This is a genomic window from Peribacillus sp. BM1, from assembly GCF_056679975.1.
Genome location: NZ_CM155259.1, coordinates 1190489 through 1216048 on the forward strand (window position 1 = coordinate 1190489; position 25560 = coordinate 1216048).

Consider the following 25560-nt stretch of genomic DNA (forward strand, 5'->3'; position numbering starts at 1 on the left):
GAGTTAGATTTGGTGATTCTCTAAAACAGCTTGTTCTACTTTTGGTAAAGTATACATACTTTATAGTATGTGGGACTAGGACAAGCGAGAGGTGATCCGAATGGTTAGAAAGTTGAAATATACAGGAGTAGCTCTTGGTCTGATTGCGCTATTCTTAATTGTGACGTTTAAATTTATGGAAGACGATTCTTGGAATGCATGGAATCTTCCTTTGTCTGGGAAAATTATTGTGTTAGATGCTGGGCATGGAGGAATGGATGGGGGAGCCTCTGCTGAAAATGTGTTAGAAAAGGAAATCTCACTGGCTGTAACAATGAAAATAAGAGATTACCTACAAGAACAAGGGGCACTGGTTCTGATGACAAGGGAAAGTGACAAGGACCTTGCAGATGAAGGTACGAAAGGCGTTCGTAATCGAAAGCAGGAAGATTTACATAATCGGGTTACCTTTATTAACGAATCGAATGCCGACTTATTTCTTAGTATCCATCTCAATTCCATTCCTTCAAAGAGGTGGAAAGGTGCTCAAACGTTTTATACAGGAAGATTCGAAGAGAATGAAAAGGTGGCAAAATTTATTCAAACTGAAATTATTCGTAATTTGGAAAATACATCTCGGGAAGCGAAAACAATTGATCAAGTATATGTTATGTCCAATGCAAAGAAACCAGGTGCATTAGTGGAAATTGGCTTTCTTTCGAATAATGAAGAAAGAACAAATTTAATTAAAGAATCCTATCAGGAAAAAGTTGCAGCGGCTGTTTACAAAGGGGTCTTACGATACTTTACAGAGGATTCAGTAGAGATTAAAGAATATAAAGAATAGAGTGTTTAAAAGTGACAGTAGGACTTATAAAAATGCAAAACAAGTTTGGAAGCTACCGGATAAGCAATCACATTGGAATATGGTATACTACTAGTATTGGAAACGAATTCATTTAAGGTGGGTGCCTAGATCATGTTAACCGAAGATAGCATAGTGGATATATTAAAGGATCTTAATGACCCTTTTCTTCATAAAAGCCTGATAGAAACCAATGGAATTCTTGAGGTCAAAATTAAACCTGAGAAAAGTCATGTTAGTGTGAAAATAGCGATTTCAAAAACAGGGACTGCTGAACAACTACAATTACAAACGCAAATTGTAGATGCATTGAAAAGCGGTGGAGCGTCTTCAGTGGGAATTCGTTTTTCTGAATTGCCAGAAGAAGAATTGGTGAAGCATCGTGATAGTATGCCACAAGAACAAGCTGATTTAGGGTTATTATCGCCTACGAGCAATACGACCTTTATTGCAATCGCCAGTGGTAAAGGTGGAGTTGGGAAATCAACTGTATCTGTGAATATGGCGACTGCGTTAGCTCGTCTCGGAAAAAAAGTCGGTCTTGTGGATGCTGATATTTATGGATTTAGTGTTCCAGACATGATGGGTATCTCCAAACGACCTGTAGTCCGTGGTGAGAAGATTATTCCGGTTGAGAGATTTGGCGTTAAGGTTATTTCAATGGGCTTTTTTGTAGAAGATAATGCACCGGTTATTTGGCGTGGACCAGTTCTTGGCAAGATGCTAAATAGTTTCTTTAATGAAGTAGAGTGGGGGGAGCTTGACTATTTACTTCTCGATTTACCTCCTGGAACAGGAGATGTTGCGTTAGATGTACATACCATGCTTCCTTCATGTAAAGAAATCATCGTGACAACACCTCATCCAACTGCTGCATTTGTAGCGGCAAGAGCGGGTGCAATGGCGATTAAGACTGAACATGAAGTTATTGGAGTCATTGAGAATATGGCATTTTTTGAAAGTAAAGTAACTGGTGAAAAAGAATATGTATTCGGTAAAGGCGGGGGAGATAAGTTGGCAGAAGAGCTTCGCACAGAAGTGTTAGGGCGTCTGCCTCTTCAACAACCAGATTGGAATGAGGAAGACTTCGCTCCTTCCGTTTATGCAGCAGAACATCGTTTGGGCAAAATTTATACAGAGATTGCTAATAAAATCATTCACACAATTGCTAATTAAGAAAATCGTAAAGCGTAAGGTCATTAATGAACTTTAATGCAATTCATAAGCTTTTTTATCGGACTTTTTAGATATCCTTTTGTAGGGACTAGCGCAACTAACATTGTGCTAGTCCCTTAACAGTTTAACCTCCTCCGCCACTCGTATCTTCACCGGAAGAGCCTTTTTTCTTATCACCAGACTTTTGTTCAGATTGAAGATCGGTAGCAGCTTTTATGAGAATGTCTTGTATTTTGGCTTTTACTAAAGGGCTGTCCATCGTTTCAAGTAGTGTTTCTTTATATATAGAGCGGATTTCATTGGATTTTAACAAGTTATTAATTTCAGTTTGGAAGCCGGGTTCTTTCATAATGGCCATGATCATTTCACGGTAGCTTGGGTCTTTAGCGAGATCTTTTAATAGTTGTTCATGTTCCTTCTTTAAGCTGTTAGCATAATTGGTAGCGAATTTTGGATCTTTAAAGGATTTTTCCCAGAACTTCTTGCCTTTATCCGATGTGATCGTTGTTTCAACAGCCTTTGTAACAACATCTTGATCTAAAATTAGTTCGCTTTTAATTGATTCGTCAGAAAGGACATCTTGAATTGCCTTTTTACCATCATCTGTTTTTAAGATATCAACAACCATTTTCTTTGTTTCTTCATAATCCATTTTCGCTACGCTTGTTCCGTTTTGGCTACATCCAGAACCTACGAGGCAAAACATGGAGAACAATAATAAAGTAACTCCATATCTCATGTTAAGAGCCCCCTTTCCTTTCAATTCACCATATATTTAATATGGATTAGAATAATGATTTTATGCGTCTTTAGAGAAAGGTGGATTTTTCACGTATGGGTTGGTAAAATTAGAGAAAGAAAATGCTTACTTATGGGGGAGAATAATGAATAGCCGTAATATAGTTCGCTTATTTATATCAACGCTACTTGTTGGAGGTATAACAGGAGGCATAGTCGGTTTCGTTGTACGATGGGATGAGTTCTCTTCATTTGATTTAGTGGAGCTTTTATCTGTCTTTGTATGGCTTGTAGGGGTAGGTTTAATTTTTAGTGTTATTAGTCAGGCTGGCTTCTTTGCCTATTTAACCATACATCGATTTGGGCTTGGGATCTTTAAAAGCACCTCATTATGGAATGGGATTCAAATTGTTTTGATTGCCTTTGTTTTGGGGGATCTTGTGTATTTTCGATATATGGAATTCGCTGATAAGGGAGAAGGGGTCTTGCCGTTTGTCTATCCGGCGTTGTTTTTACTCATCTTTGGGGCGATTGTCGCCTATTTCAAAGTGAAGCAAACGAATAAGCAAGCATTTATTCCGGCTCTTTTTTTTATGACGGTGATTACCGTATTAGAGTGGGTTCCTGTTTTGCGTATAGATGATGATAGCTGGTTGTACTTTATGTTATATCCGTTGTTGATTTGTAATGTATACCAATTGTTGATTCTCAATCGATTGATTCATGTTTCCCAAAAAGAATTAGCTGAAAAGAGAGCAAATAAAACAGCCGTTACGAAAAAGATGATGACTCAAAAAAAGAAAGATAAAATCGAGATCAAAGAAGTTTAAACATAGACAAAGAACGGCACAAGGTACCAGACCCTTGTGCCGTTCTTTGTCTATGTTTACTGAATCTCTTCATGCTTTGTAGTGGAATTAGAAATCATCTCTGATACTGTAATAAAATTTAAGTCCTTTAAGCGGAGTTCTTGAATGAGTTCCGGTAGTGCCTTATTTGTTTGTTTGGCCGAATCAGATGCATGCATAAGAATAATATCGCCTTTGTTAGCTTTATTGATATTTTGGACAATTGTATGTACACCTGGATTCGTCCAGTCCTTTGTGTCAATGCTCCAATGAACAACTGTATAGCCAAATCGTTCACCAATCTTTAACAAGCGTTTATCGAAATGTCCAGTCGGTGCGCGAAGGAGTTTAATATCCTTAACATTCAACTTTTTAAATGCTTCTTGTGCTTTGGAAATATCTTTAATGATTTCTTCATCTTCTAAATCTGTATAATCTACATATGCATACCCCAAAATACCAATTTCATAACCTTCTTTTACTATTGTCTCAACAATTTCAGGATGACGTTCAGCCCACGACCCAGAAAGGAAAAAAGTAGCAGATGTAATTTTTTCATTTTTCAACGTTTGTAGTACAGGGGAAGCTTGTTTATCCCCCCATCCGATATTAAATGTGAGAGCAATGTTTTTTTCGCCCTTGTATACCGCTCTGGGCCCATCTGGTGTAGAAAAAACAGGAGCATGAAGAATATTTTGAAGAAATAAAAACCATGCAGCAAATAAAGCAGCTAGTATAACTACGGCATATCGTTTAATTGACTGAGCACTTAAAACCCAGAAAAAGTTCATCAACATCACCTCGTCCACAATACTCTTGTCTCATATCTATTCAAATAAATTTGTATTATGACTAATTAGAATATCTAGTTGAATTAGAAAGTGGAAAAATGGAAATAATAGGAGGACAAAGGAGTTGGTATGTATGATGGGATTAATGATTAATGAAATGGAGCAAAAAGAATTAGAGTATGTTTTAAAACGTGAACTTGATGAAATTCTATTTGACTTTCAGGATGCTAGAATCGATGCGTTTGTCAAACGAGCGATGGAGGAAAGATATAAAATCCTGTTTAATCTTTTTAAAAGAGTCGCTCCGACATCGGAATGCATGAAATACATGAGAAGTAAAAAGTCAACCATGGAGAAAAAGGATTCGATTTAATTTATAAACATCTATCTATAATATTTTTTTATAAAAAAATGCATTGACTATCTTTTTTATCACTGTTATATTATAAAAGTCGTCGAAATACGAATTCTTAGAAAAGTTTATTTCGAAATTTTTTTTGAAAAGATATTGACGACTGTTAGTAAGTTTGGTAATATTTAAAAGTCGCTTACAAAGTAAGTAACAAATTGCTCTTTGAAAACTGAACAAAACAAAGCGCCAACGTTTTAATTGAAGTGAGTACACACTATAAAAACAAATGAGCAAGTCAAACACTTTTTGGAGAGTTTGATCCTGGCTCAGGACGAACGCTGGCGGCGTGCCTAATACATGCAAGTCGAGCGAATGATAGGGAGCTTGCTCCCTTGATTTAGCGGCGGACGGGTGAGTAACACGTGGGCAACCTACCTGTAAGACTGGGATAACTTCGGGAAACCGGAGCTAATACCGGATAATTTCTTTTCTCGCATGAGAAGAGATGGAAAGACGGTTTCGGCTGTCACTTACAGATGGGCCCGCGGCGCATTAGCTAGTTGGTGAGGTAATGGCTCACCAAGGCCACGATGCGTAGCCGACCTGAGAGGGTGATCGGCCACACTGGGACTGAGACACGGCCCAGACTCCTACGGGAGGCAGCAGTAGGGAATCTTCCGCAATGGACGAAAGTCTGACGGAGCAACGCCGCGTGAACGAAGAAGGCTTTCGGGTCGTAAAGTTCTGTTGTTAGGGAAGAACAAGTACCAGAGTAACTGCTGGTACCTTGACGGTACCTAACCAGAAAGCCACGGCTAACTACGTGCCAGCAGCCGCGGTAATACGTAGGTGGCAAGCGTTGTCCGGAATTATTGGGCGTAAAGCGCGCGCAGGTGGTTCCTTAAGTCTGATGTGAAAGCCCACGGCTCAACCGTGGAGGGTCATTGGAAACTGGGGAACTTGAGTGCAGAAGAGGAAAGTGGAATTCCAAGTGTAGCGGTGAAATGCGTAGAGATTTGGAGGAACACCAGTGGCGAAGGCGACTTTCTGGTCTGTAACTGACACTGAGGCGCGAAAGCGTGGGGAGCGAACAGGATTAGATACCCTGGTAGTCCACGCCGTAAACGATGAGTGCTAAGTGTTAGAGGGTTTCCGCCCTTTAGTGCTGCAGCTAACGCATTAAGCACTCCGCCTGGGGAGTACGGCCGCAAGGCTGAAACTCAAAGGAATTGACGGGGGCCCGCACAAGCGGTGGAGCATGTGGTTTAATTCGAAGCAACGCGAAGAACCTTACCAGGTCTTGACATCCTTTTGCCCTCTCTAGAGATAGAGACTTCCCTTCGGGGACAAAAGTGACAGGTGGTGCATGGTTGTCGTCAGCTCGTGTCGTGAGATGTTGGGTTAAGTCCCGCAACGAGCGCAACCCTTGATCTTAGTTGCCAGCATTTAGTTGGGCACTCTAAGGTGACTGCCGGTGACAAACCGGAGGAAGGTGGGGATGACGTCAAATCATCATGCCCCTTATGACCTGGGCTACACACGTGCTACAATGGATGGTACAAAGAGCTGCAAACCCGCGAGGGTAAGCGAATCTCATAAAGCCATTCTCAGTTCGGATTGTAGGCTGCAACTCGCCTACATGAAGCCGGAATCGCTAGTAATCGTGGATCAGCATGCCACGGTGAATACGTTCCCGGGCCTTGTACACACCGCCCGTCACACCACGAGAGTTTGTAACACCCGAAGTCGGTGAGGTAACCGCAAGGAGCCAGCCGCCTAAGGTGGGACAGATGATTGGGGTGAAGTCGTAACAAGGTAGCCGTATCGGAAGGTGCGGCTGGATCACCTCCTTTCTAAGGAATATAACGAGCGCTTTTGTTTTGTTCAGTTTTGAATGAGTAATTCATTCATTCGTGGTACATGAAAGCAACAGATTAGTCTTTTGCTTATTCGTTGCCGAATCGTTCTTTGAAAACTAGATAATAGATAGAAGGCAAATTTTTGCATTGATTTTTCAAGACATCAAGTAAGACCTTTTAACAACTAGGTTGTTTGGTAAACTTTTCGTTTATCAGCCACCATATGGTTAAGTTAGAAAGGGCGCACGGTGGATGCCTTGGCACTAGGAGCCGATGAAGGACGGGACTAACACCGATATGCTTCGGGGAGCTGTAAGTAAGCTTTGATCCGGAGATTTCCGAATGGGGAAACCCACTGTTCGTAATGGAACAGTATCTTTACCTGAATACATAGGGTACTGAAGGCAGACCCGGGGAACTGAAACATCTAAGTACCCGGAGGAAGAGAAAGCAAACGCGATTTCCTGAGTAGCGGCGAGCGAAACGGAAGATAGCCCAAACCAAGAGGCTTGCCTCTTGGGGTTGTAGGACACTCAACATGGAGTTACAAAGGAACGGGGTAAGTGAAGTGATCTGGAAAGATCCGTCAAAGAAGGTAAAAACCCTGTAGCTGAAACTTCGTTCCCTCCTGAGTGGATCCTGAGTACGGCGGGACACGAGAAATCCCGTCGGAAGCAGGGAGGACCATCTCCCAAGGCTAAATACTACCTAGTGACCGATAGTGAACCAGTACCGTGAGGGAAAGGTGAAAAGCACCCCGGAAGGGGAGTGAAATAGATCCTGAAACCGTGTGCCTACAAGTAGTTAGAGCCCGTTAATGGGTGATAGCGTGCCTTTTGTAGAATGAACCGGCGAGTTACGATTTCATGCAAGGTTAAGTTGATAAGACGGAGCCGCAGCGAAAGCGAGTCTGAATAGGGCGCATGAGTATGAGGTCGTAGACCCGAAACCAGGTGATCTACCCATGTCCAGGGTGAAGTTCAGGTAACACTGAATGGAGGCCCGAACCCACGTACGTTGAAAAGTGCGGGGATGAGGTGTGGGTAGCGGAGAAATTCCAATCGAACCTGGAGATAGCTGGTTCTCTCCGAAATAGCTTTAGGGCTAGCCTCGAGATGAGAGTATTGGAGGTAGAGCACTGATTGGACTAGGGGCCCCCAACGGGTTACCGAATTCAGTCAAACTCCGAATGCCAAATACTTATTCTCGGGAGTCAGACTGCGAGTGATAAGATCCGTAGTCAAGAGGGAAACAGCCCAGACCACCAGCTAAGGTCCCCAAGTTTACGTTAAGTGGAAAAGGATGTGGAGTTGCTTAGACAACCAGGATGTTGGCTCAGAAGCAGCCATCATTTAAAGAGTGCGTAATAGCTCACTGGTCGAGTGACTCTGCGCCGAAAATGTACCGGGGCTAAACGTAACACCGAAGCTGTGGATGGATACCGTATGGTATCCGTGGTAGGAGAGCGTTCTAAGGGCGTTGAAGCTAGACCGGAAGGACTGGTGGAGCGCTTAGAAGTGAGAATGCCGGTATGAGTAGCGAAAGAAGGGTGAGAATCCCTTCCACCGAATGCCTAAGGTTTCCTGAGGAAGGCTCGTCCGCTCAGGGTTAGTCGGGACCTAAGCCGAGGCTGAAAAGCGTAGGCGATGGACAACAGGTTGATATTCCTGTACCACCTATACATCGTTTGAGCGATGGGGGGACGCAGAAGGATAGGGTAAGCGCGCTGTTGGATATGCGCGTCCAAGCAGTTAGGCCGGAAACGAGGAAAATCCCGTTTCCATTAAGGCGGAGCTGTGATGGCGAGGGAAATATAGTACCGAAGTTCCTGATTCCACGCTGCCAAGAAAAGCCTCTAGTGAGATGTAGGGTGCCCGTACCGCAAACCGACACAGGTAGGCGAGGAGAGAATCCTAAGGTGTGCGAGAGAACTCTCGTTAAGGAACTCGGCAAAATGACCCCGTAACTTCGGGAGAAGGGGTGCTTTTTAGGGTGAATAGCCCGGAAAAGCCGCAGTGAATAGGCCCAGGCGACTGTTTAGCAAAAACACAGGTCTCTGCGAAGCCGCAAGGCGAAGTATAGGGGCTGACGCCTGCCCGGTGCTGGAAGGTTAAGAGGAGAGGTTAGCCGCAAGGCGAAGCTTTGAATTGAAGCCCCAGTAAACGGCGGCCGTAACTATAACGGTCCTAAGGTAGCGAAATTCCTTGTCGGGTAAGTTCCGACCCGCACGAAAGGCGTAACGATCTGGGCACTGTCTCAACGAGAGACTCGGTGAAATTATAGTACCTGTGAAGATGCAGGTTACCCGCGACAGGACGGAAAGACCCCGTGGAGCTTTACTGCAGCCTGATATTGAATTTTGGTACAGCTTGTACAGGATAGGTAGGAGCCTGTGAAGCCGGAGCGCTAGCTTCGGTCGAGGCGTCGGTGGGATACTACCCTGGCTGTATTGAAATTCTAACCCGCGCCCCTTATCGGGGCGGGAGACAGTGTCAGGCGGGCAGTTTGACTGGGGCGGTCGCCTCCTAAAATGTAACGGAGGCGCCCAAAGGTTCCCTCAGAATGGTTGGAAATCATTCGTAGAGTGTAAAGGCACAAGGGAGCTTGACTGCGAGACCTACAAGTCGAGCAGGGACGAAAGTCGGGCTTAGTGATCCGGTGGTTCCGCATGGAAGGGCCATCGCTCAACGGATAAAAGCTACCCCGGGGATAACAGGCTTATCTCCCCCAAGAGTCCACATCGACGGGGAGGTTTGGCACCTCGATGTCGGCTCATCGCATCCTGGGGCTGTAGTCGGTCCCAAGGGTTGGGCTGTTCGCCCATTAAAGCGGTACGCGAGCTGGGTTCAGAACGTCGTGAGACAGTTCGGTCCCTATCCGTCGTGGGCGCAGGAAATTTGAGAGGAGCTGTCCTTAGTACGAGAGGACCGGGATGGACGCACCGCTGGTGTACCAGTTGTTCTGCCAAGAGCATCGCTGGGTAGCTACGTGCGGACGGGATAAATGCTGAAAGCATCTAAGCATGAAGCCCCCCTCAAGATGAGATTTCCCATAGCGTAAGCTAGTAAGATCCCTGAAAGATGATCAGGTTGATAGGTCAGAGGTGGAAGCGTGGCGACATGTGGAGCTGACTGATACTAATCGATCGAGGACTTAACCTTATTGTTCTTGAAAAAAGCAAAAAACCTTCTTATTATCTAGTTTTGAAAGAATGAAAAATTATAATAGATTTTATTTTCGAAATCTATTATAACAATAAGTGTCTTTCAAAAAAGAATATGTCTGGTAATGATGGCAAAGAGGTCACACCCGTTCCCATTCCGAACACGGAAGTTAAGCTCTTTTGCGCCGATGGTAGTTGGGGGTTTCCCCCTGTGAGAGTAGGACGTTGCCAGGCTGTTATATCTTTTTATTTTGAGTTTTATAGGAAACATTATATTATTCCGCAGTAGCTCAGTGGTAGAGCATTCGGCTGTTAACCGAACGGTCGTAGGTTCGAGTCCTACCTGCGGAGCCATGCTTCCATAGCTCAGCAGGTAGAGCACTTCCATGGTAAGGAAGAGGTCAGCGGTTCGAGCCCGCTTGGGAGCTTCCTGAATGATGACTAAAACATTATTTTTAAAAATACAGGCCCTTTGGTCAAGCGGTTAAGACACCGCCCTTTCACGGCGGTAACACGGGTTCGAATCCCGTAAGGGTCACCATATACATATTGGAGGATTAGCTCAGCTGGGAGAGCATCTGCCTTACAAGCAGAGGGTCGGCGGTTCGATCCCGTCATCCTCCACCATTACCTATAGTGCCGGTGTAGCTCAACTGGTAGAGCAACTGACTTGTAATCAGTAGGTTGGGGGTTCAAGTCCTCTTGCCGGCATCAACTTTTTGGAGGGGTAGCGAAGTGGCTAAACGCGGCGGACTGTAAATCCGCTCCTTTGGGTTCGGCAGTTCGAATCTGCCCCCCTCCACCATTTTTATAAGAAATTATCTGTTGGTCAGTTATATATTATCCTTAAAAGGGAAGTATATAATTACCACCTATTTTTTTGTCAAAATGCTATGTTTATTGGGCTATAGCCAAGCGGTAAGGCAACGGATTTTGATTCCGTCATGCGAAGGTTCGAATCCTTCTAGCCCAGCCACTGTTTAATAGCATTGCATACAAACATGTATCAAACGAATTAAGATGTATCTTCTCATTAGTCTTATTCGAGCCATTAGCTCAGTTGGTAGAGCATCTGACTTTTAATCAGAGGGTCGCAGGTTCGAATCCTGCATGGCTCATTTTAATTGCGGAAGTAGTTCAGTGGTAGAATACAACCTTGCCAAGGTTGGGGTCGCGGGTTCGAATCCCGTCTTCCGCTCCAAGTCTCGATTACATATTGGGGCCTTAGCTCAGCTGGGAGAGCGCCTGCCTTGCACGCAGGAGGTCAGCGGTTCGATCCCGCTAGGCTCCACCATCTAATTACATATCACTACATTTATGTCTTAAGCCATCCAGGTTTAAGACTTTTTTACTTAGTTGCACCATTCTTCCCTTTTTATTAGAAAATCAAGAATAAGTTTGGATTGGGTAATTAGACAGTATATACTCATTGGAGGAAACAAGACTAATAATGCGGCCTAAGGCTTCGTTTATTTGCCTTATATGCTGACACTTCAAAAGTAATATATCGTACTTCTGTATATGTGTTACAAATTGTTCGGAAGTATCGGTAGAATAAGTAAAAATTTAGAAGATGTGTTTTAAATAATTGATAGATCCTAACTTAATGAGAATTTACCCCTTGCTTATGAATAGATAAATATCCTTTATATTTCTATTATTGGATTTAATTAAACATATTTTGTTAAAGTTTGTTAAAATAATAGTAATGTTTTTTGGAACCTTTTAGCTTGCGATTCGTATACGTATCGTATAGCCGCATGAGCGGGGGTAAATAAATGGAGTTAATTGTTAAACAAAGGATTCATGAAGTATTAAAAGGTGATCAAAATGCTTTTGGGGACGTTGTCGAACTATATAAAGATAAAGTCTTTCAACTTTGCTTTCGAATGTTAGGCAATCGTCATGAGGCTGAAGATATGGCTCAAGAAGCCTTTGTAAGGGCATATGTGAATATTCATCGATTTAATATTCAAATGAAATTCTCTACTTGGATTTACAGGATTGCTACGAATTTATGCATAGACCGGATTAGGAAGAAGAAACCTGATTATTTTTTAGATGCGGAAGTTGCAGGTACTGATGGCTTAGATATGTATTCTCAAATTGCAGCTGAAATTGCCTTACCAGAAGAACAGGTAGAATCGATGGAGCTGCAAGAAACGATTCAAGCTGAAATTCTTAAACTGCCTGAAAAATATAGATCAGCGATTGTATTGAAGTATATTGAGGAATTATCTTTAAAGGAAATCAGTGAGATCTTGGATTTGCCAATTGGCACGGTGAAAACGAGAATACATAGAGGTCGAGAAGCATTAAGAAAGCAAATGCGTCATTTATAAAAAAGAAGGTGAAAAAAGAATGAAATGTCCTGATGAAGTTTATGAATATATGCACAACTATTTAGATGAAGAAATCAGTGCAGAAGATGAGGAATCTTTGAGAAAACATTTACAAGGCTGTAAAGAGTGTCGTACGTATTTTCATGAAATGAAGAAAGCAGTAGCTCTAGTACAAAGTACGTCGCATATTAAAGCCCCTGACAATTTTACAGAACGAGTAAAGGCGAGTCTTCCAAAAGAAAAGAAAAATATTAGTGCCAAGCGGTGGATGAGAAATCACCCACTGTTAACGGCTGCTTCTTTATTTATTATTTTAATAGCAGGATCACTGTTCCAAACGTGGAACCAGGATGAAACTTTCTCTGTATCAAAACAAAATAATTTGGTAGTTGATAACGAGACCGTCATTGTACCTGCTGGCGAAATTATTAACGGAGATGTAGTTGTCAGAAATGGGGACATTCGTATTGAGGGAGAAGTGAAGGGCAATGTAACAGTTATAAACGGTAAGCAATACATGGCTTCCGCAGGTAATGTTACCGGTCAAATTTACGTAATTGATCAAATGTTTGAGTGGCTTTGGTTTAGTATAAAGGATACAGGCAAAGCTTTATTCCGGTTGGATGAGAACTGATTAAAAGACAAGTATAAAGCCCTGTTTTTGCAAGTAGGGCTTATTTGTCTATGATTGAAATTCAGGATAAGTATCCCAATTAGAAGGTATACATTCTTTAGTAGTATTAGAAAATAAATGATATACTAAGGTGTGTTACATTGCATGGATTTAGAGTATCACCGACTGGAGGAAGTAACATGTCATTATCCAACTTTACTTTCCTGGATTATTTCATAAATATTATCGATATTGTCCTTGTATGGTTTGTTATATATAAATTATTAGTTGTTATTAAAGGAACGAAGGCAATTCAGCTGCTTAAAGGGATATTTGTCATTGTTGTGGTTCACAGTTTAAGTAATTTACTTGGCTTTAATACGCTTGGATGGCTTATGGAGCAAGTCATGGACTGGGGGGTCCTCGCCACCATTATTATCTTTCAACCAGAATTAAGGCGAGCGCTTGAGCAGCTAGGTAGAGGAAAATTTTTCTCAAGGAGCATTGTGCAAGAGGAGGAAGAGCAGGACCGCTTGGTAGAGGAAATTGTAAAGGCTACCTCTTATATGGCCAAGCGTCGGATTGGCGCATTGATTTCAATTGAAAAGGATACAGGTTTAACCGACTTCATTGAGACAGGTATTCCATTAGGATCTCATATTTCATCAGAGTTATTAATCAATGTATTCATACCTAATACTCCGTTACATGATGGTGCTGTTATACTAAAGGATAATCAATTGGCAGCTGCAGCCTGTTATTTGCCACTATCAGAGAGCCCGTTCATATCAAAAGAACTTGGAACGAGGCATAGGGCGGCAATAGGGATAAGTGAAGTAACTGACTGTATTACAGTGATTGTATCCGAGGAAACCGGCGGAATCTCCGTAACGAAAAATGGAGAGATTTATCGTGAGCTCAGTCTTGAGACTTTTAAGGAAATGTTGACAAAAGAGCTTGTTGATGACACGAAGCAAGCTTCCTCAGGACGTTGGAATTTGAGGGGGAAGAAAAATGGATAAATTCATGAACAGCATCTGGTTCACGAGAATTATTGCATTCGCAATCGCTGCTCTTTTATTTATTTCTGTCAATTTTGTGCCTGATTCGAAACTAAGTAAAGCAGGTACATCTACTCCTGGGGAAAATGATACCGAGCTTATTAAAGATATACCGGTAGAAATATATTATGATCAGAAAAACCTTGTTGTTACTGGCGCACCGGAAACGGTTGATATTACGTTAACAGGTGTGAAACCTGTATTAATGTCTGCAAAAAGTAAACGGGATTTTAAAGTATACATTGACCTTTCAGATCCAGACATTACAATGGGTGATAAAAGAGTGCCACTTAAGATCATGGATTTAAGTGAAAAGTTGAAAGCAACGATTGATCCTGGATATGTGACGGTGAACGTTCAAGAACGAGTAACAGAAGAGTTTTCGGTAGAACCAGATTATAATCGGGCCAATCTAAAGGATGGCTATACGACAGAATCCTTAGTTATTCATCCACAAACTGTGAAGATTACAGGGGCGAAGGATACGATTGACCAGATTTCTTATGTAAGGGCGATGCTTCAGTTAAATAAAGATGTAAAAGATACTGTCAATGGACAAGCAACCATTCGCGCACTGGATCGAGACTTGAATAAGTTAAATGTTATAATTGAGCCAGCTACTGTACGCTATACATTAAAAGTAAATATTTCTTCTAAAACTGTGCCGATTACACTCGTACAAACTGGTAAAGTAAAAAGTGGTCTGGAGATAAAAAGTGTTACAGCAGAACAGAAGGAAGTTGTCCTTTATGGTAAAGCGTCGGTGTTACAAAATATAAAAGTAGTGAAGGTACCCATCGATGTATCAAAAATCGTCGGTGACGAAGAACTTGACTTGCCGATTACTGTCCCCGATAATGTTCAAAGGATTTCTAGAGAAAAGGTGACGGTGAAAATTAAGACAGACCGTGTTGAAGAAAAAGAAAAAGAAGAAGAAGAAGAAACAAGCCCACCGAGCAATCAAGAAACGGAACAGCCAAAAGACAAGGAAGCTACCGTACAGACGAAAACCATTTCTAATATTGAGATTCAAGCAATTGGATTGCCAGCTGAGAAACAAATAGAATTTTTATCACCAACAAATGGTGTTACAAGTATCCTTATAAAAGGATCAGAAGATGAACTGAAAAAAGTGAATGAATCCAATATACAGCTTTCGATTAATGCTGCGGATTTGGAAGAAGGCGAGCATGATCTGGAGATTCAAGTCAATGCTCCATCTTCAATAACCTGGGAACTGCAAAACAAACAGGCATCAATATCGATATCGATTATAAAAAAAGACGAGACATAATGTGATGTATTCCAATTAGGAATCATTTGAAGAAGGAGCGAATTGTAATGGGAAAATATTTTGGAACGGATGGGGTTAGGGGAGTCGCGAATAGTGAATTAACACCTGAATTGGCATTTAAACTAGGCCGATTTGGTGGCTATGTATTAACCAAGAATACGGAGCGACCTAAAGTATTAATTGGCCGTGATACCCGAATTTCTGGTCATATGCTAGAAGGTGCCTTAGTGGCAGGGCTATTATCCATTGGAGCCGAAGTCATGCGTCTTGGAGTTATTTCAACACCAGGTGTTTCGTACTTGACGAAGGCCTTAAGCGCAGAAGCGGGTGTTATGATTTCTGCTTCACACAACCCAGTAGCTGATAACGGAATTAAGTTTTTTGGGCCAGATGGTTTCAAGCTTTCCGATGATCAAGAGCATGAGATAGAGGAGTTAATTGATTTAGAAACGGATCAACTGCCACGTCCTGTAGCTGGAGATTTAGGTCATGTAAATGATTATTTTGAAGGCGGTCAGAAATACCTTCAATACTTGAAACAAACCGTAGATGAAGATTTCACGGGAATACATGTTGCCTTAGACTGTGCACATGGTGCCACGTCTTCACTGGCTGCACACTTATTCGCCGATTTAGATGCGGATATTTCTACGATGGGTGCCTCACCTAACGGGCTAAATATTAATGAAGGTGTTGGATCTACTCATCCCGAAGCTCTTTCACGATTCTTATTGGAAAAGGGTGCAGATATTGGGCTAGCATTTGATGGAGATGGAGATCGTCTGATTGCTATTGATGAAAAAGGAAATATTGTCGATGGTGATCAAATCATGTATATTTGTGCGAAATACTTGAATGAAGAAAATCGATTAAAACATGGTACGGTCGTTTCAACGGTTATGAGTAATCTTGGTTTCTATAAAAAGTTAGATGAAATTGGTATTAAAAGTATTCAAACCGCTGTCGGTGATCGTTATGTTGTGGAAGAAATGAAGAAAGGCGGGTATAACCTAGGCGGAGAACAGTCAGGTCATATCATCTTCTTAGACTACAATACAACTGGGGATGGCTTGTTGACTGGTGTACAACTTGTTAATATTATCCAAATGACAAAAAAACCATTATCTGTGCTTGCTGCTGAGATGAAGAAATATCCGCAAACATTGGTAAATGTCCGTGTCACTGATAAGCATGGTGTGACAGAAAACGCTAAAGTTCAGGAGATTATTTCTGAAGTAGAAGCAGAAATGAATGGCAATGGAAGAATTTTGGTTCGTCCATCCGGTACAGAACCATTGGTCCGTGTAATGGCAGAGGCTCCTGATGCTACACAATGTAATCAGTATGTAGAACGTATTGTATCTGTTGTGAAAGCGGAGATGGGGCTTGAAGAATGAAACAAGTATGCATAAGAGGAACGTTTATTTCTCTTATGCATATTTTTATAAAAGAGCGTGTTCAATAAGGAGGATAAAAAGAGCTGAGAAGTTCAAGGAGCGCATCTCGAGAGGACCGGAGAGACAGAGCTGTGATGCAATTGGACAGATATTTTTACCTGACTTTTTGAACGTCTTCTAAAAGCAAAAGTTTTAAACAAGATGATTGACGGATCATCTTGTTTAGGTTATGATTATCCTGTTTTTACATGAATGGGGAAATAACCATGAGAGGAGGATTGTGTCAGCACAAATATAAGCGCCAGGACTAAGCTCGGACGAAATAGCTTAGTTGACGAGGTGGAGGTTTATCGATATTTCGGCGGATGCCTCCCGGCTGTATGTGTATAGCCGCAAGAATTTCGATTTTAAAACAGCGGGGTAACTTGCTGCACAAAGAATCGGAAATACACATAAAAAATAGTAGAGACAAGGGGCAAGCATGCCCCCCAGCATTCTTGTTCCCTTGACGATTTCTGGAGGAACAAATTATGTGTGGAATTGTTGGATATATTGGTAATCAAGATGCAAAGGAAATTTTATTAAAAGGCTTAGAAAAGCTTGAATATAGAGGCTATGATTCTGCAGGTATTGCTGTCAAACATGAGTCAAGTGTGCAAGTTTTTAAAGAAAAGGGACGGATTGCTGATCTACGTAAAGTGGTAGATGTCACGGTAGCTGCAAACATGGGGATTGGTCATACCCGCTGGGCAACACACGGCGTGCCAAACCATGAGAATGCTCATCCGCATCAAAGCACTTCAGGACGCTTGACATTGGTCCATAATGGAGTGATCGAAAACTATGCAATCTTAAAACGCGACTATTTGGATGGAGTAGCATTCAACAGTGATACAGACACAGAAGTTATCGTTCAGCTTATCGAGAAATTCGTCCACGAAGGACATGATGTTGAAGCAGCCTTTATTTCAACACTTAAGCTTCTTAAAGGATCTTATGCACTTGCATTACTGGATAACCAAAATGACGACACGATTTTCGTTGCAAAAAACAAAAGCCCGTTGCTTATTGGTGTAGGTGCCGATTTTAATGTGGTCGCTTCTGACGCTATGGCGATGATTCAAGTAACCGATCAATACGTAGAATTGATGGATAAAGAAGTAGTCATCGTAACGAAGGAAAACGTGACAATTAAGAACTTGGATGGTCAAGAAATGACTCGTTCCCCTTACACAGCAGAACTGGATGCAAGTGATATAGAAAAAGGCACGTACCCTCATTATATGTTGAAAGAAATTGATGAGCAGCCTGCTGTTATGCGTAAAATCATTCAAGCTTATCAGAATGAAGAAGGTAAGCTTGTCATTGATTATAATATTGCTGAAGCAGTGAGTGAAGCGGACCGTATTTATATCGTTGCATGTGGAACAAGTTATCATGCAGGTTTAATTGGCCAACAATTCATTGAAAAAATGGCGAAGATTCCAGTTGAAGTCCATGTTGCTTCTGAATTTGTCTACAATATGCCATTGCTTTCAGAAAAACCGCTATTCATCTTTATCTCACAGAGTGGTGAAACAGCTGATAGCCGTGCCGTACTTGTAGCCATTAAAGAACTTGGACATAAGGCTCTTACGATTACAAACGTTCCTGGGTCCACGTTGTCACGTGAAGCAGATTACACATTGCTATTACATGCAGGTCCTGAGATTGCTGTTGCTTCAACGAAGGCTTATACAGCACAAATTGCCGTACTTGCCATTTTGGCTAATGTAACAGCTAAATTCCGTAACCAGTCTGTCAAATTTGATCTTGTAAAAGAACTGGGGATTATCGGAACAGCCATGGAAGCGCTTTGTGACTCGAAAGAAGAATTTGAGGCCATCGCTCGTGAATATCTGTCTGTTACACGTAATGCATTCTTTATTGGGCGTTCATTAGATTATTACGTTGGTCTTGAAGGGTCACTGAAACTTAAGGAAATTTCATATATCCAAGCAGAAGGATTTGCAGGCGGCGAATTAAAACACGGAACCATTGCCTTGATTGAAGATGGCACACCGATTATTGCCCTTGCCACTCAAGAGGCCGTCAATTTGAGCATCCGTGGCAACGTCAAAGAGGTCGTAGCCCGTGGAGCAAATCCATGCATTATTTCAATGAAAGGCTTGGAAGAAGAAGATGACCGCTTTGTCATCCCTGCTGTTCATGAATTATTAACACCTCTTGTCTCTGTTATACCGTTCCAACTCATTGCCTACTACGCAGCGCTTCACCGCGAATGCGACGTAGATAAACCACGTAACTTAGCGAAAAGTGTTACGGTGGAGTAAGGTTAAAGAAAAAAACTACGTGTTGTGTGTATTTAAAATAAAGTTCGACTATTTAAAACAAAGTTTAACCGTTTGTAATAAAGTTGCCATGTTTATAAAAAAGACGCGATGTTTTGAATAAAGTCGCGAAGCTTTACCCCTTTGGTTATTATTTAGCTAAAGGGGTGTTTTTTATGTCAAAAGGAAAAAGAACATCTAAAATCGATAAGTGGATTAAGAGGGTCGAGTAACGAGTAGTTGTGGATTTAAAATAAAGTCGCGATGTTTAAAATAAAGCCACGACGTTTATAAAAAAGTTACGAAGCTTTGCCCCTTTGAATGTAATTTGTCTAAAGGACTTTTTATGGTAAAAAGAACATAATGATATTCCGGAAAAGGGCCATATAATTGAACAAAACCTTTAAATAAAACTGGATATGTTAAAGTGTAGGCGAGGTTAGTAAGGATTGTACTTAAACGATCGGGTATTTAGTAGAAGAAGAATTAAAAAGAAAAAACCGTTCGATTTTTTGAACGGTGAGAATCAAATTAGGGACTGTTTGTATATTGATTTAAAGTGCTGTTTTAATGCCAAAGCCTACTAAAATTAATCCAGTTGACTTTTGGAAACGCTTCTGAAATTTAGAATTCTTTAACCACTTTTTCGCAAAATCCATTAGATAAACAAGGAATAGGAACCAAAATACTGCGAGTAAGGTAAGGATTAATGCTAATACAATAAGTTGCTGATTTACATTTCCACTCAAATTAATAAATTGAGGCATTACTGTTATATAGACCAAAACAGTCTTCGGATTAAGAATATTACTAAGTAAAGCTTGTCTAAAGGAGTCTTTATTATGCTGATTTGAGGACTTTGTAGGTGTACTTGCTCCTTGTACTTGAATTTCCTCTAAAGAAAACACACTTTTAGCAAAAAAACTTTTTATACCTAAATAAATTAAGTATGCGGCTCCTAAATATTTAATTGTACTGAAAAGAATCACTGACTTTGCAATGACAACTGATAATCCAAGGATGGCGATAAGAGTCCAAAAAGTAAGCCCTGTTGCCATTCCGAGAACCGTATAACGTCCAGCCTTTGGTCCATAGCTAAGGGTGTTTTTCACAAGGAGCATAGTATCTACCCCTGGTATAATAACCATCATGGCAGCTATTGAAATGTAAGTTAGTAGGCTATCCATACTAAATCTCCCTTCAAATACTATTTTTATTTTGTAATACGTTTATAATTTTAGATTAAAAACAGCTATAGGGATTTGATCTAAAACCGTCAGAAAATCATTCCCTCTGTTTGATAGTGACTACATAAGTAACTACTTAAAAAATTTTATCAGATTCTTGGGAAAAATCAATAGATTTTGTTAAAATGTTAGTTACAAAGGTAGCGACTAAATGTGGTATTGGAGGATCTATGAAGGAAGACATTTTAGGAATATTAAAAAATCTGAATTTTACAGAATACGAAGCGAAAGCATATCTTGCATTATTGGAAGAATCGCCATTAACAGGCTACGCAGTAGCAAAAAATTCTGGTGTACCACGTTCAAAAATATATGAAGTTCTGGAGAGTCTTGTCATACGTGGAGATATTTTTGTTAGTTATGGAAATACCCCGCAGTATATACCTGTACCTGCTAAGGAGCTAGTTAGAAACCGTCGAATGAAAGCGGAAGAGAATTTTGAACAGGCAGAAGATTTTTTTGAGAAATTTGAGCGTTCCGCAAGTGACCGTGAAAATATCTGGAATATCACGGGGCGCAATGAAATACTCGATAAAGTAAAAACTTGTATATCATCTGCTAAAAAAAGAATTCTCTTAGAAATTTGGAAAGAGGATTTCAAAGAATTGGAATCTGAACTAAAACAGGCGGCAAATAGAGGTGTCGTTTTGACCATTATTGCTTATGGAGAAATTGTATCTGATTTCGCTAATGTTTACCTCCATGATATGAGTCGTGAAATTACTGAAGAGTATGATGGACGATGGCTTGTATTTAGTGGAGATGATTCAGAAGTAGTAGCTGGGATTGTCTCGTTGGGTAATGATAGTCGCGCTGCATGGACAATGCATGTAGGTTTAGTAATGCCCATTACAGAAGTTATGATTCATGATCTGTATCTCTTGGAAATTATGGAGAAACATAGAGAACTATTGGAGCAAAGTTTTGGGGAAAATCTTATCCATTTACGTCACAAATTTTCTATCCATCCAGATAATAAAAAACATTACGTGAAATAAATGTGCATTATTCTTGTCTGTTTATACAATAGAATAAGAATTACAAGTAATGCTTTTCTTATTCAAGTAACGTGCTTCTAGTAAAAAACATAGGAGTCATTTTTGTAGCCCTTTTCCATTTATCGCTATTCCACAATCGGGAGCTTTAATGGAGGAAAGATCACAAAAATAATCAAATTTTTTATAAAAGATAAATAGTCAGTCTCAAAAGTGGAATCCATTTTGATCGAACTTTTTTTCAAAACGATAGCTTTTTATATGTGATGGAATAAAGTTTAATCGTTTTGGGGAAAAATAACTGTACTATAATTATGAGAGGATAGTTAGTTTAATATAAAAGCTACTATCTTGTTTTGTTACTAGAGCATCAATGATTTCTGTTGTAAACTGATTCATAGGGAAGACCTCTTTCTAGGGTTGGTTGTGGTGACTTAATTCTACCAAGAAAAGGTCTTCCTTTTTTCGTCTTTATTCATGTACTCAAAGTATTTTATACTCTCGTCAAAAAGACATACCTTGAAAGAATGTCTTATACTAATTATTGAACATTTTACTGTTGCCATATATTTTTTAATTATGTGTACATGAAGTCTAATTAAACTTCATAAAGGATTTCTAAACCTTTCAATGATAAAGTTAATAAAATATCTGCCTGCTATTGGCGTGAAGAATTACATCGTTCAAAAATAATTTTTTATTTTAGGAGAGAATGACATGGAGATTTTTGCAGAATATTTAGCGCATATTGATAACCCGCAACATCGGGACCGAACGGAAGAAGTTTTGGCTTGGGTAACTGAGAAATTTCCAAATTTAATGCCGAAAATTGCGTGGAATCAGCCTATGTTTACCGATCACGGCACATATATTATTGGCTTTAGCATAGCTAAAAAACATTTGGCTGTTGCCCCTGAAAGTGCAGGGATTAATCATTTCTCTGATGAAATTGTGCAGGCTGGCTATGATCACACCAAGCAGTTGGTGCGTATCCCGTGGGATAGTCCGGTTGATTTCTCATTACTTGAGAAAATGATCGAGTTTAATATTTTGGATAAGGCAGACTGTTCAACTTTTTGGCGGGAATAAAAAAATCGGATTATTAATGGTTCAATTTATTTTAATCAAACTTTATCCCATTTTAACAGGCTGTAATACCCCCACCTCAATTTTTGCGAGAGAATCAAGAAAATAAACAGGTGGGGATAAACAGCCTGTAAATTCCCGATCGGTTCAACTAACCCTCAGTGGGGGAAGTTTCACTTTATTCAAAACCCACATGTGAGTTACAATTAATCATGTCACAATTTATATCTATATTTGTCACAGGGATATAAGTTATTGTGACATCAAAAGACTACCTTGATACAAGTGGAATCACTTGCTATATCAAGGTTTTTTATTTTTCTTAAAATGCCATTAAACTTCGAATTAGTATTGATAAACAGATACATGTTACAGTAAAAGTTATAACTAATATTGACACTTTATGCTTTTAGAATGGGTTGTTTCATGATAAAAAATTGTTTAAAAAAGCCAGTCATTCTATTTAACTATTTGACCATATTCTTGAATAAGAGAAGAAATTATTAGACAGTGCCTCGAAGCATTTGGCTGAACAAGGGTATTGAAACAGTTCGTTCATTATTGGACGTTTATTTAAGAATTGAAATTATAATGAAACTGTTGCTATTCAATCAATGTGTATTTTAGGGAAAAGTGTTACCTTTTAATAAGTAAAAAGGAGGGAATTATTTTGATTAAAGCAGTTATTTTCGACTTTGATGGTTTAATTTTAGACACAGAGACGGTTTGGTATGAGGCTTATAGAGAAACGATGGGGTTTTATAAATCTGATTTGCCTCTTGAACATTTTGTTAAATGTATCGGAACAGATAATACTGAACTTCATGAGTTTTTCAAGGAACAACTGGGGGAGAGTTGTAATATTGAAGAAATTGAAGCCAGAGCAAAAAGCTTACATGAAGTAAAGATGAAAACATCCCAAGCACGTGTGGGTGTAAAGGATTATTTAGAAGAAGCAAAAAAATTGGGATATAAGATTGCCCTTGCTTCAAGTTCCACAAAAGAGTGGGTCACTCATTATTTGGGTGAACTCGGACTGTTAAACTATTTTGAAGTTATGATCACAGGGGATGAAGTTGATAAAGTGAAACCAGCGCCTGATTTGTATTTAAAGGCAATCGAAGTCTTAAACATTCATGCTGCAGAAGCCGTAGCATTTGAAGATTCGTTAAATGGGCTTCAATCGGCTCTAAATGCTGGATTAAAGTGTGTAATCGTACCAAATCCCGTGACTGAAGCTTTAGCTTTTGAAAATCACCATTTACGACTTCAATCTATGATGGAAAAGAGTCTGACAGATGTTATAAAACTTATTGAGCAGTAGAAGCAAGGGGAAAGTTCTGGAATGTAAAAGTGAAAACTGAAAACCGAAAGGAGATACTTATGTGCCGAAACATTAGAACATTATTTAATTTCGACCCACCAGCTACTGATGAGGAGATTCATGCAGCATCTCTTCAGTACATCAGAAAGATAACGGGCTATAACAAACCCTCAAAGGTGAACGAGGAGGCATTTTATCGTGCAATCAATGAGATAGCAATGGTTTCTAGGGATCTATTAAATACGCTGGAAACCAGTGCCGAGCCTCGCAATCGTGAGGTTGAAGCTGAGCGTGCTCGTACCAGAGCAGCTAAAAGGTTTGGAACGAATTAGTGAGGAATAAAGAATAAAAATTTTTTTATCCTTTTTATGTAAATGATTAATTTGATGAACTTCAGGTGTAGACAGCTATTACACCTGAAGTTCAAAACTATGAAAGTCCTTCAAAATTATGGTAACCTTAAGATGTTATTAAAAGGAGTGATTAGTTATGGGCAATTCAGTTCCTGAAATAACACTTAATGATGGTGTTACTCTACCGGTAATAGGTTTGGGTACATATACACTTAAGGGGAATCAAGGTGTCAAGTCTATACAAAATGCTATTGACGAGATAGGCTATCGACTAATTGATTCTGCTTATAATTATGAAAACGAAGGAACTGTAGGTGAAGCTGTTAGACGCAGTTCTGTTTCAAGAGACAAGTTAAGAATTACTTCCAAATTACCTGGACGCTATCAAGAGTATGAAAAAGCTGTTACTACCATAGAAGAATCCTTATATCGTGCAAATCTAGATTATTATGATTTATATCTAATTCATTGGCCTAACCCTAAACAGAATCACTACGTGGAAGCTTGGCAAGCACTAATTGACGCTAAAAAGCGGGGGCTTATTCGATCTATTGGTGTTTGTAATTTCTTACCCGAACATATCGAGCGCTTAGAAAAGGAAACGGGCGTTAAGCCGAGCATAAACCAAATCGAATTACATCCGTTTTTTAATCAAGCACAACAAAGAAAATGGCATAAAGAGAATGATATTAAGACACAATCTTGGAGTCCATTAGCACGAGCTAATGATGTCTTAGAAAATAACATTATTCAACAGATTGCCAACAATCATAACAAGTCTATTTCACAAATTATTTTACGATGGCATTATCAACTCGAGGCCATTATAATTCCTAAATCTTCTTCACCTGTGAGACAACTCGAAAATATATCAATTTTTGACTTTAACCTAGATGAAGCAGAAATGAGCCTTATTTCAGGGTTAACTCGTCCAGATGGTAGGCTTAAAAATCAAGATCCTGCTATATATGAAGAATTTTAAACTAGTAGATTGTTATTAAACTAAAGCTATTCAATAAATAGACACAAACCTATATTAAGTTTGTGTCTATTTATTTTGTTATGCAACCCGAATATTGAATAAGAACGGTTTTAGCTAGTATGAATTATGCAACACATAAAATTGTATTATCTAAAAAGCGCATAATTTTATCTTCTTCGGGTAACCTTGTAAGGCTAGTAGCAGTCAACCAAATTGACATCCAATAGCGGATTTTGTATAGTAAGTGGCGAAGATTATGATTGGAGTGAATCGTTTGACTTCAAACTCTGAATTACAAAATTTAGATCTTATAGATTTATTAAGTGAACGGCATAGTTTGGTCCGAAGAATCTCAGAGAAAGCATGGAATGATCAAAGTGAGATTTATATTTCAAATTCTGAATGGTATATCATGGCCAGGGTTTTTAAAAAGCGACCGACCATTTCGTATGTTACCAAAAATGTAAATATTTCTCGCCAGGCGATACATAAGTTTATCAAAAATCTTTCTGCAAAAGGATTAGTGGAAGTCCAAAATGTCGAAAACAACAAGAAAGAGAAGTGTATCCAGTTAACAGCTTTAGGAGAAGAATGCTACGAAAAGAACGCGGCTCTTAAAGCCCAACTAGAGAAAAAAATTGCAGAAAAAATAGGTGCTGAGCAAGTAAATATTCTTAAAGATATTTTAAAGGTAGATTGGGGAATATAACTTTAACAACTGTTAAAAGAAGATAAAAAACCTCCTCTTTGTCGGCACTGACTGTC

19 protein-coding genes, 10 tRNA genes and 3 rRNA genes are annotated in these 25560 nt (G+C 39.8%); 29 read left to right on the forward strand and 3 right to left on the reverse strand.

All coding sequences use genetic code 11. The annotated features are described in order from the left end of the window. Positions 1-100 precede the first annotated feature (100 nt). Together cwlD and AC1MGI_RS05830 are read left to right on the forward strand one after the other, a co-directional pair. On the forward strand, positions 101-826 hold the full coding sequence (cwlD, locus tag AC1MGI_RS05825; RefSeq protein ID WP_480348890.1) for an N-acetylmuramoyl-L-alanine amidase CwlD: 726 nt from the start codon (positions 101-103) through the stop codon (positions 824-826). A gap of 132 nt (positions 827-958) precedes the next feature. Further along, positions 959-2020, forward strand: coding sequence for a P-loop NTPase (locus tag AC1MGI_RS05830; RefSeq protein ID WP_480348891.1), 1062 nt, complete (start codon positions 959-961; stop codon positions 2018-2020). A 124-nt stretch (positions 2021-2144) separates the two neighbouring features. Here AC1MGI_RS05830 and gerD read toward each other — a convergent pair whose 3' ends face one another. Beyond that, positions 2145-2759: a spore germination lipoprotein GerD gene (gene gerD / locus AC1MGI_RS05835; RefSeq protein WP_480348892.1), complete on the reverse strand. Its 615-nt coding sequence runs from the start codon at positions 2757-2759 to the stop codon at positions 2145-2147. A 145-nt stretch (positions 2760-2904) separates the two neighbouring features. On the opposite strand from gerD, the gene AC1MGI_RS05840 reads away from it, so the two are divergent. Further along, a complete protein-coding gene (locus AC1MGI_RS05840) occupies positions 2905-3588 on the forward strand; it encodes a KinB-signaling pathway activation protein (protein WP_480348893.1) in 684 nt (227 codons plus the stop codon). A 56-nt stretch (positions 3589-3644) separates the two neighbouring features. Here AC1MGI_RS05840 and pdaB read toward each other — a convergent pair whose 3' ends face one another. Continuing rightward, on the reverse strand, positions 3645-4397 hold the full coding sequence (gene pdaB / locus AC1MGI_RS05845) for a polysaccharide deacetylase family sporulation protein PdaB (RefSeq protein WP_480348894.1): 753 nt from the start codon (positions 4395-4397) through the stop codon (positions 3645-3647). A gap of 133 nt (positions 4398-4530) precedes the next feature. On the opposite strand from pdaB, the gene AC1MGI_RS05850 reads away from it, so the two are divergent. The 20 genes from AC1MGI_RS05850 to glmS all read left to right on the forward strand — a co-directional run bounded on the left by AC1MGI_RS05850 (position 4531) and on the right by glmS (position 18811). Beyond that, positions 4531-4770, forward strand: a complete 240-nt coding sequence (locus AC1MGI_RS05850) for a hypothetical protein (protein ID WP_480348895.1) — start codon at positions 4531-4533, stop codon at positions 4768-4770. A 282-nt stretch (positions 4771-5052) separates the two neighbouring features. Further along, positions 5053-6602, forward strand: a 16S ribosomal RNA gene (locus AC1MGI_RS05855). Between the two features lie 231 nt (positions 6603-6833). Next, positions 6834-9769, forward strand: a 23S ribosomal RNA gene (locus AC1MGI_RS05860). A gap of 120 nt (positions 9770-9889) precedes the next feature. Continuing rightward, positions 9890-10005 (forward strand): 5S ribosomal RNA (rrf, locus tag AC1MGI_RS05865). Together the 16S, 23S and 5S rRNA genes with 10 tRNA genes alongside form the textbook arrangement of a ribosomal RNA operon. A gap of 45 nt (positions 10006-10050) precedes the next feature. Next, positions 10051-10125: transfer RNA gene (locus tag AC1MGI_RS05870), tRNA-Asn, on the forward strand. A 1-nt stretch (position 10126) separates the two neighbouring features. Continuing rightward, a tRNA-Thr gene (locus tag AC1MGI_RS05875) sits at positions 10127-10199 on the forward strand. Positions 10200-10237: 38 nt separating this feature from the next. Then, positions 10238-10312 (forward strand) — tRNA-Glu (locus AC1MGI_RS05880). A 10-nt stretch (positions 10313-10322) separates the two neighbouring features. After that, positions 10323-10398, forward strand: a tRNA-Val gene (locus AC1MGI_RS05885). Between the two features lie 11 nt (positions 10399-10409). Further along, positions 10410-10482 (forward strand) — tRNA-Thr (locus AC1MGI_RS05890). Between the two features lie 10 nt (positions 10483-10492). Beyond that, positions 10493-10576, forward strand: a tRNA-Tyr gene (locus AC1MGI_RS05895). A 96-nt stretch (positions 10577-10672) separates the two neighbouring features. Beyond that, a tRNA-Gln gene (locus tag AC1MGI_RS05900) sits at positions 10673-10747 on the forward strand. Positions 10748-10816: 69 nt separating this feature from the next. Then, positions 10817-10889 (forward strand) — tRNA-Lys (locus tag AC1MGI_RS05905). A gap of 8 nt (positions 10890-10897) precedes the next feature. Next, a tRNA-Gly gene (locus AC1MGI_RS05910) sits at positions 10898-10972 on the forward strand. 17 nt (positions 10973-10989) lie between these two features. Continuing rightward, positions 10990-11065: transfer RNA gene (locus AC1MGI_RS05915), tRNA-Ala, on the forward strand. A gap of 484 nt (positions 11066-11549) precedes the next feature. After that, positions 11550-12113, forward strand: coding sequence for an RNA polymerase sigma factor SigW (sigW, locus tag AC1MGI_RS05920; protein ID WP_062187060.1), 564 nt, complete (start codon positions 11550-11552; stop codon positions 12111-12113). A 19-nt stretch (positions 12114-12132) separates the two neighbouring features. Continuing rightward, complete coding sequence (locus AC1MGI_RS05925) at positions 12133-12747, forward strand: zf-HC2 domain-containing protein (RefSeq protein WP_480348896.1); 615 nt, start codon at positions 12133-12135, stop codon at positions 12745-12747. 179 nt (positions 12748-12926) lie between these two features. Further along, the gene (cdaA, locus tag AC1MGI_RS05930) at positions 12927-13748 is read left to right on the forward strand and encodes a diadenylate cyclase CdaA (protein ID WP_480348897.1); all 822 of its coding nucleotides are present in this window, start codon (positions 12927-12929) and stop codon (positions 13746-13748) included. Beyond that, entirely contained in the window at positions 13741-15081 is a 1341-nt protein-coding gene (locus AC1MGI_RS05935) for a CdaR family protein (RefSeq protein WP_480348898.1), read from the forward strand. Before cdaA ends, AC1MGI_RS05935 begins: the two co-directional genes overlap by 8 nt. A 47-nt stretch (positions 15082-15128) precedes the next feature. Next, a complete protein-coding gene (gene glmM, locus AC1MGI_RS05940) occupies positions 15129-16478 on the forward strand; it encodes a phosphoglucosamine mutase (RefSeq protein WP_480348899.1) in 1350 nt (449 codons plus the stop codon). A gap of 530 nt (positions 16479-17008) precedes the next feature. Further along, positions 17009-18811 carry a glutamine--fructose-6-phosphate transaminase (isomerizing) gene (glmS, locus tag AC1MGI_RS05945; protein WP_480348900.1) on the forward strand — a complete coding sequence of 601 codons (1803 nt, stop codon included), beginning with the start codon at positions 17009-17011 and terminating at the stop codon, positions 18809-18811. Positions 18812-19362: 551 nt separating this feature from the next. Here the strand turns inward: glmS and AC1MGI_RS05950 are convergent. Further along, a complete protein-coding gene (locus AC1MGI_RS05950) occupies positions 19363-19995 on the reverse strand; it encodes a homoserine/threonine efflux transporter (RefSeq protein WP_480348901.1) in 633 nt (210 codons plus the stop codon). Between the two features lie 230 nt (positions 19996-20225). Here AC1MGI_RS05950 and AC1MGI_RS05955 point away from each other — a divergent pair, with 230 nt between their 5' ends. The 6 genes from AC1MGI_RS05955 (at position 20226) to AC1MGI_RS05980 (ending at position 25504) form a co-directional block, all read left to right on the forward strand. Next, the gene (locus tag AC1MGI_RS05955) at positions 20226-21053 is read left to right on the forward strand and encodes a TrmB family transcriptional regulator (RefSeq protein WP_480348902.1); all 828 of its coding nucleotides are present in this window, start codon (positions 20226-20228) and stop codon (positions 21051-21053) included. 714 nt (positions 21054-21767) lie between these two features. After that, entirely contained in the window at positions 21768-22139 is a 372-nt protein-coding gene (locus tag AC1MGI_RS05960) for an iron chaperone (protein WP_480348903.1), read from the forward strand. Positions 22140-22806: 667 nt separating this feature from the next. After that, entirely contained in the window at positions 22807-23460 is a 654-nt protein-coding gene (locus AC1MGI_RS05965; protein ID WP_480348904.1) for an HAD family hydrolase, read from the forward strand. A 59-nt stretch (positions 23461-23519) separates the two neighbouring features. Beyond that, positions 23520-23792: a DUF2277 domain-containing protein gene (locus AC1MGI_RS05970; protein WP_480348905.1), complete on the forward strand. Its 273-nt coding sequence runs from the start codon at positions 23520-23522 to the stop codon at positions 23790-23792. A 157-nt stretch (positions 23793-23949) separates the two neighbouring features. Next, the gene (locus tag AC1MGI_RS05975; protein ID WP_480348906.1) at positions 23950-24795 is read left to right on the forward strand and encodes an aldo/keto reductase; all 846 of its coding nucleotides are present in this window, start codon (positions 23950-23952) and stop codon (positions 24793-24795) included. 256 nt (positions 24796-25051) lie between these two features. Beyond that, the gene (locus AC1MGI_RS05980) at positions 25052-25504 is read left to right on the forward strand and encodes a MarR family winged helix-turn-helix transcriptional regulator (protein WP_480348907.1); all 453 of its coding nucleotides are present in this window, start codon (positions 25052-25054) and stop codon (positions 25502-25504) included. Positions 25505-25560 lie beyond the last annotated feature (56 nt).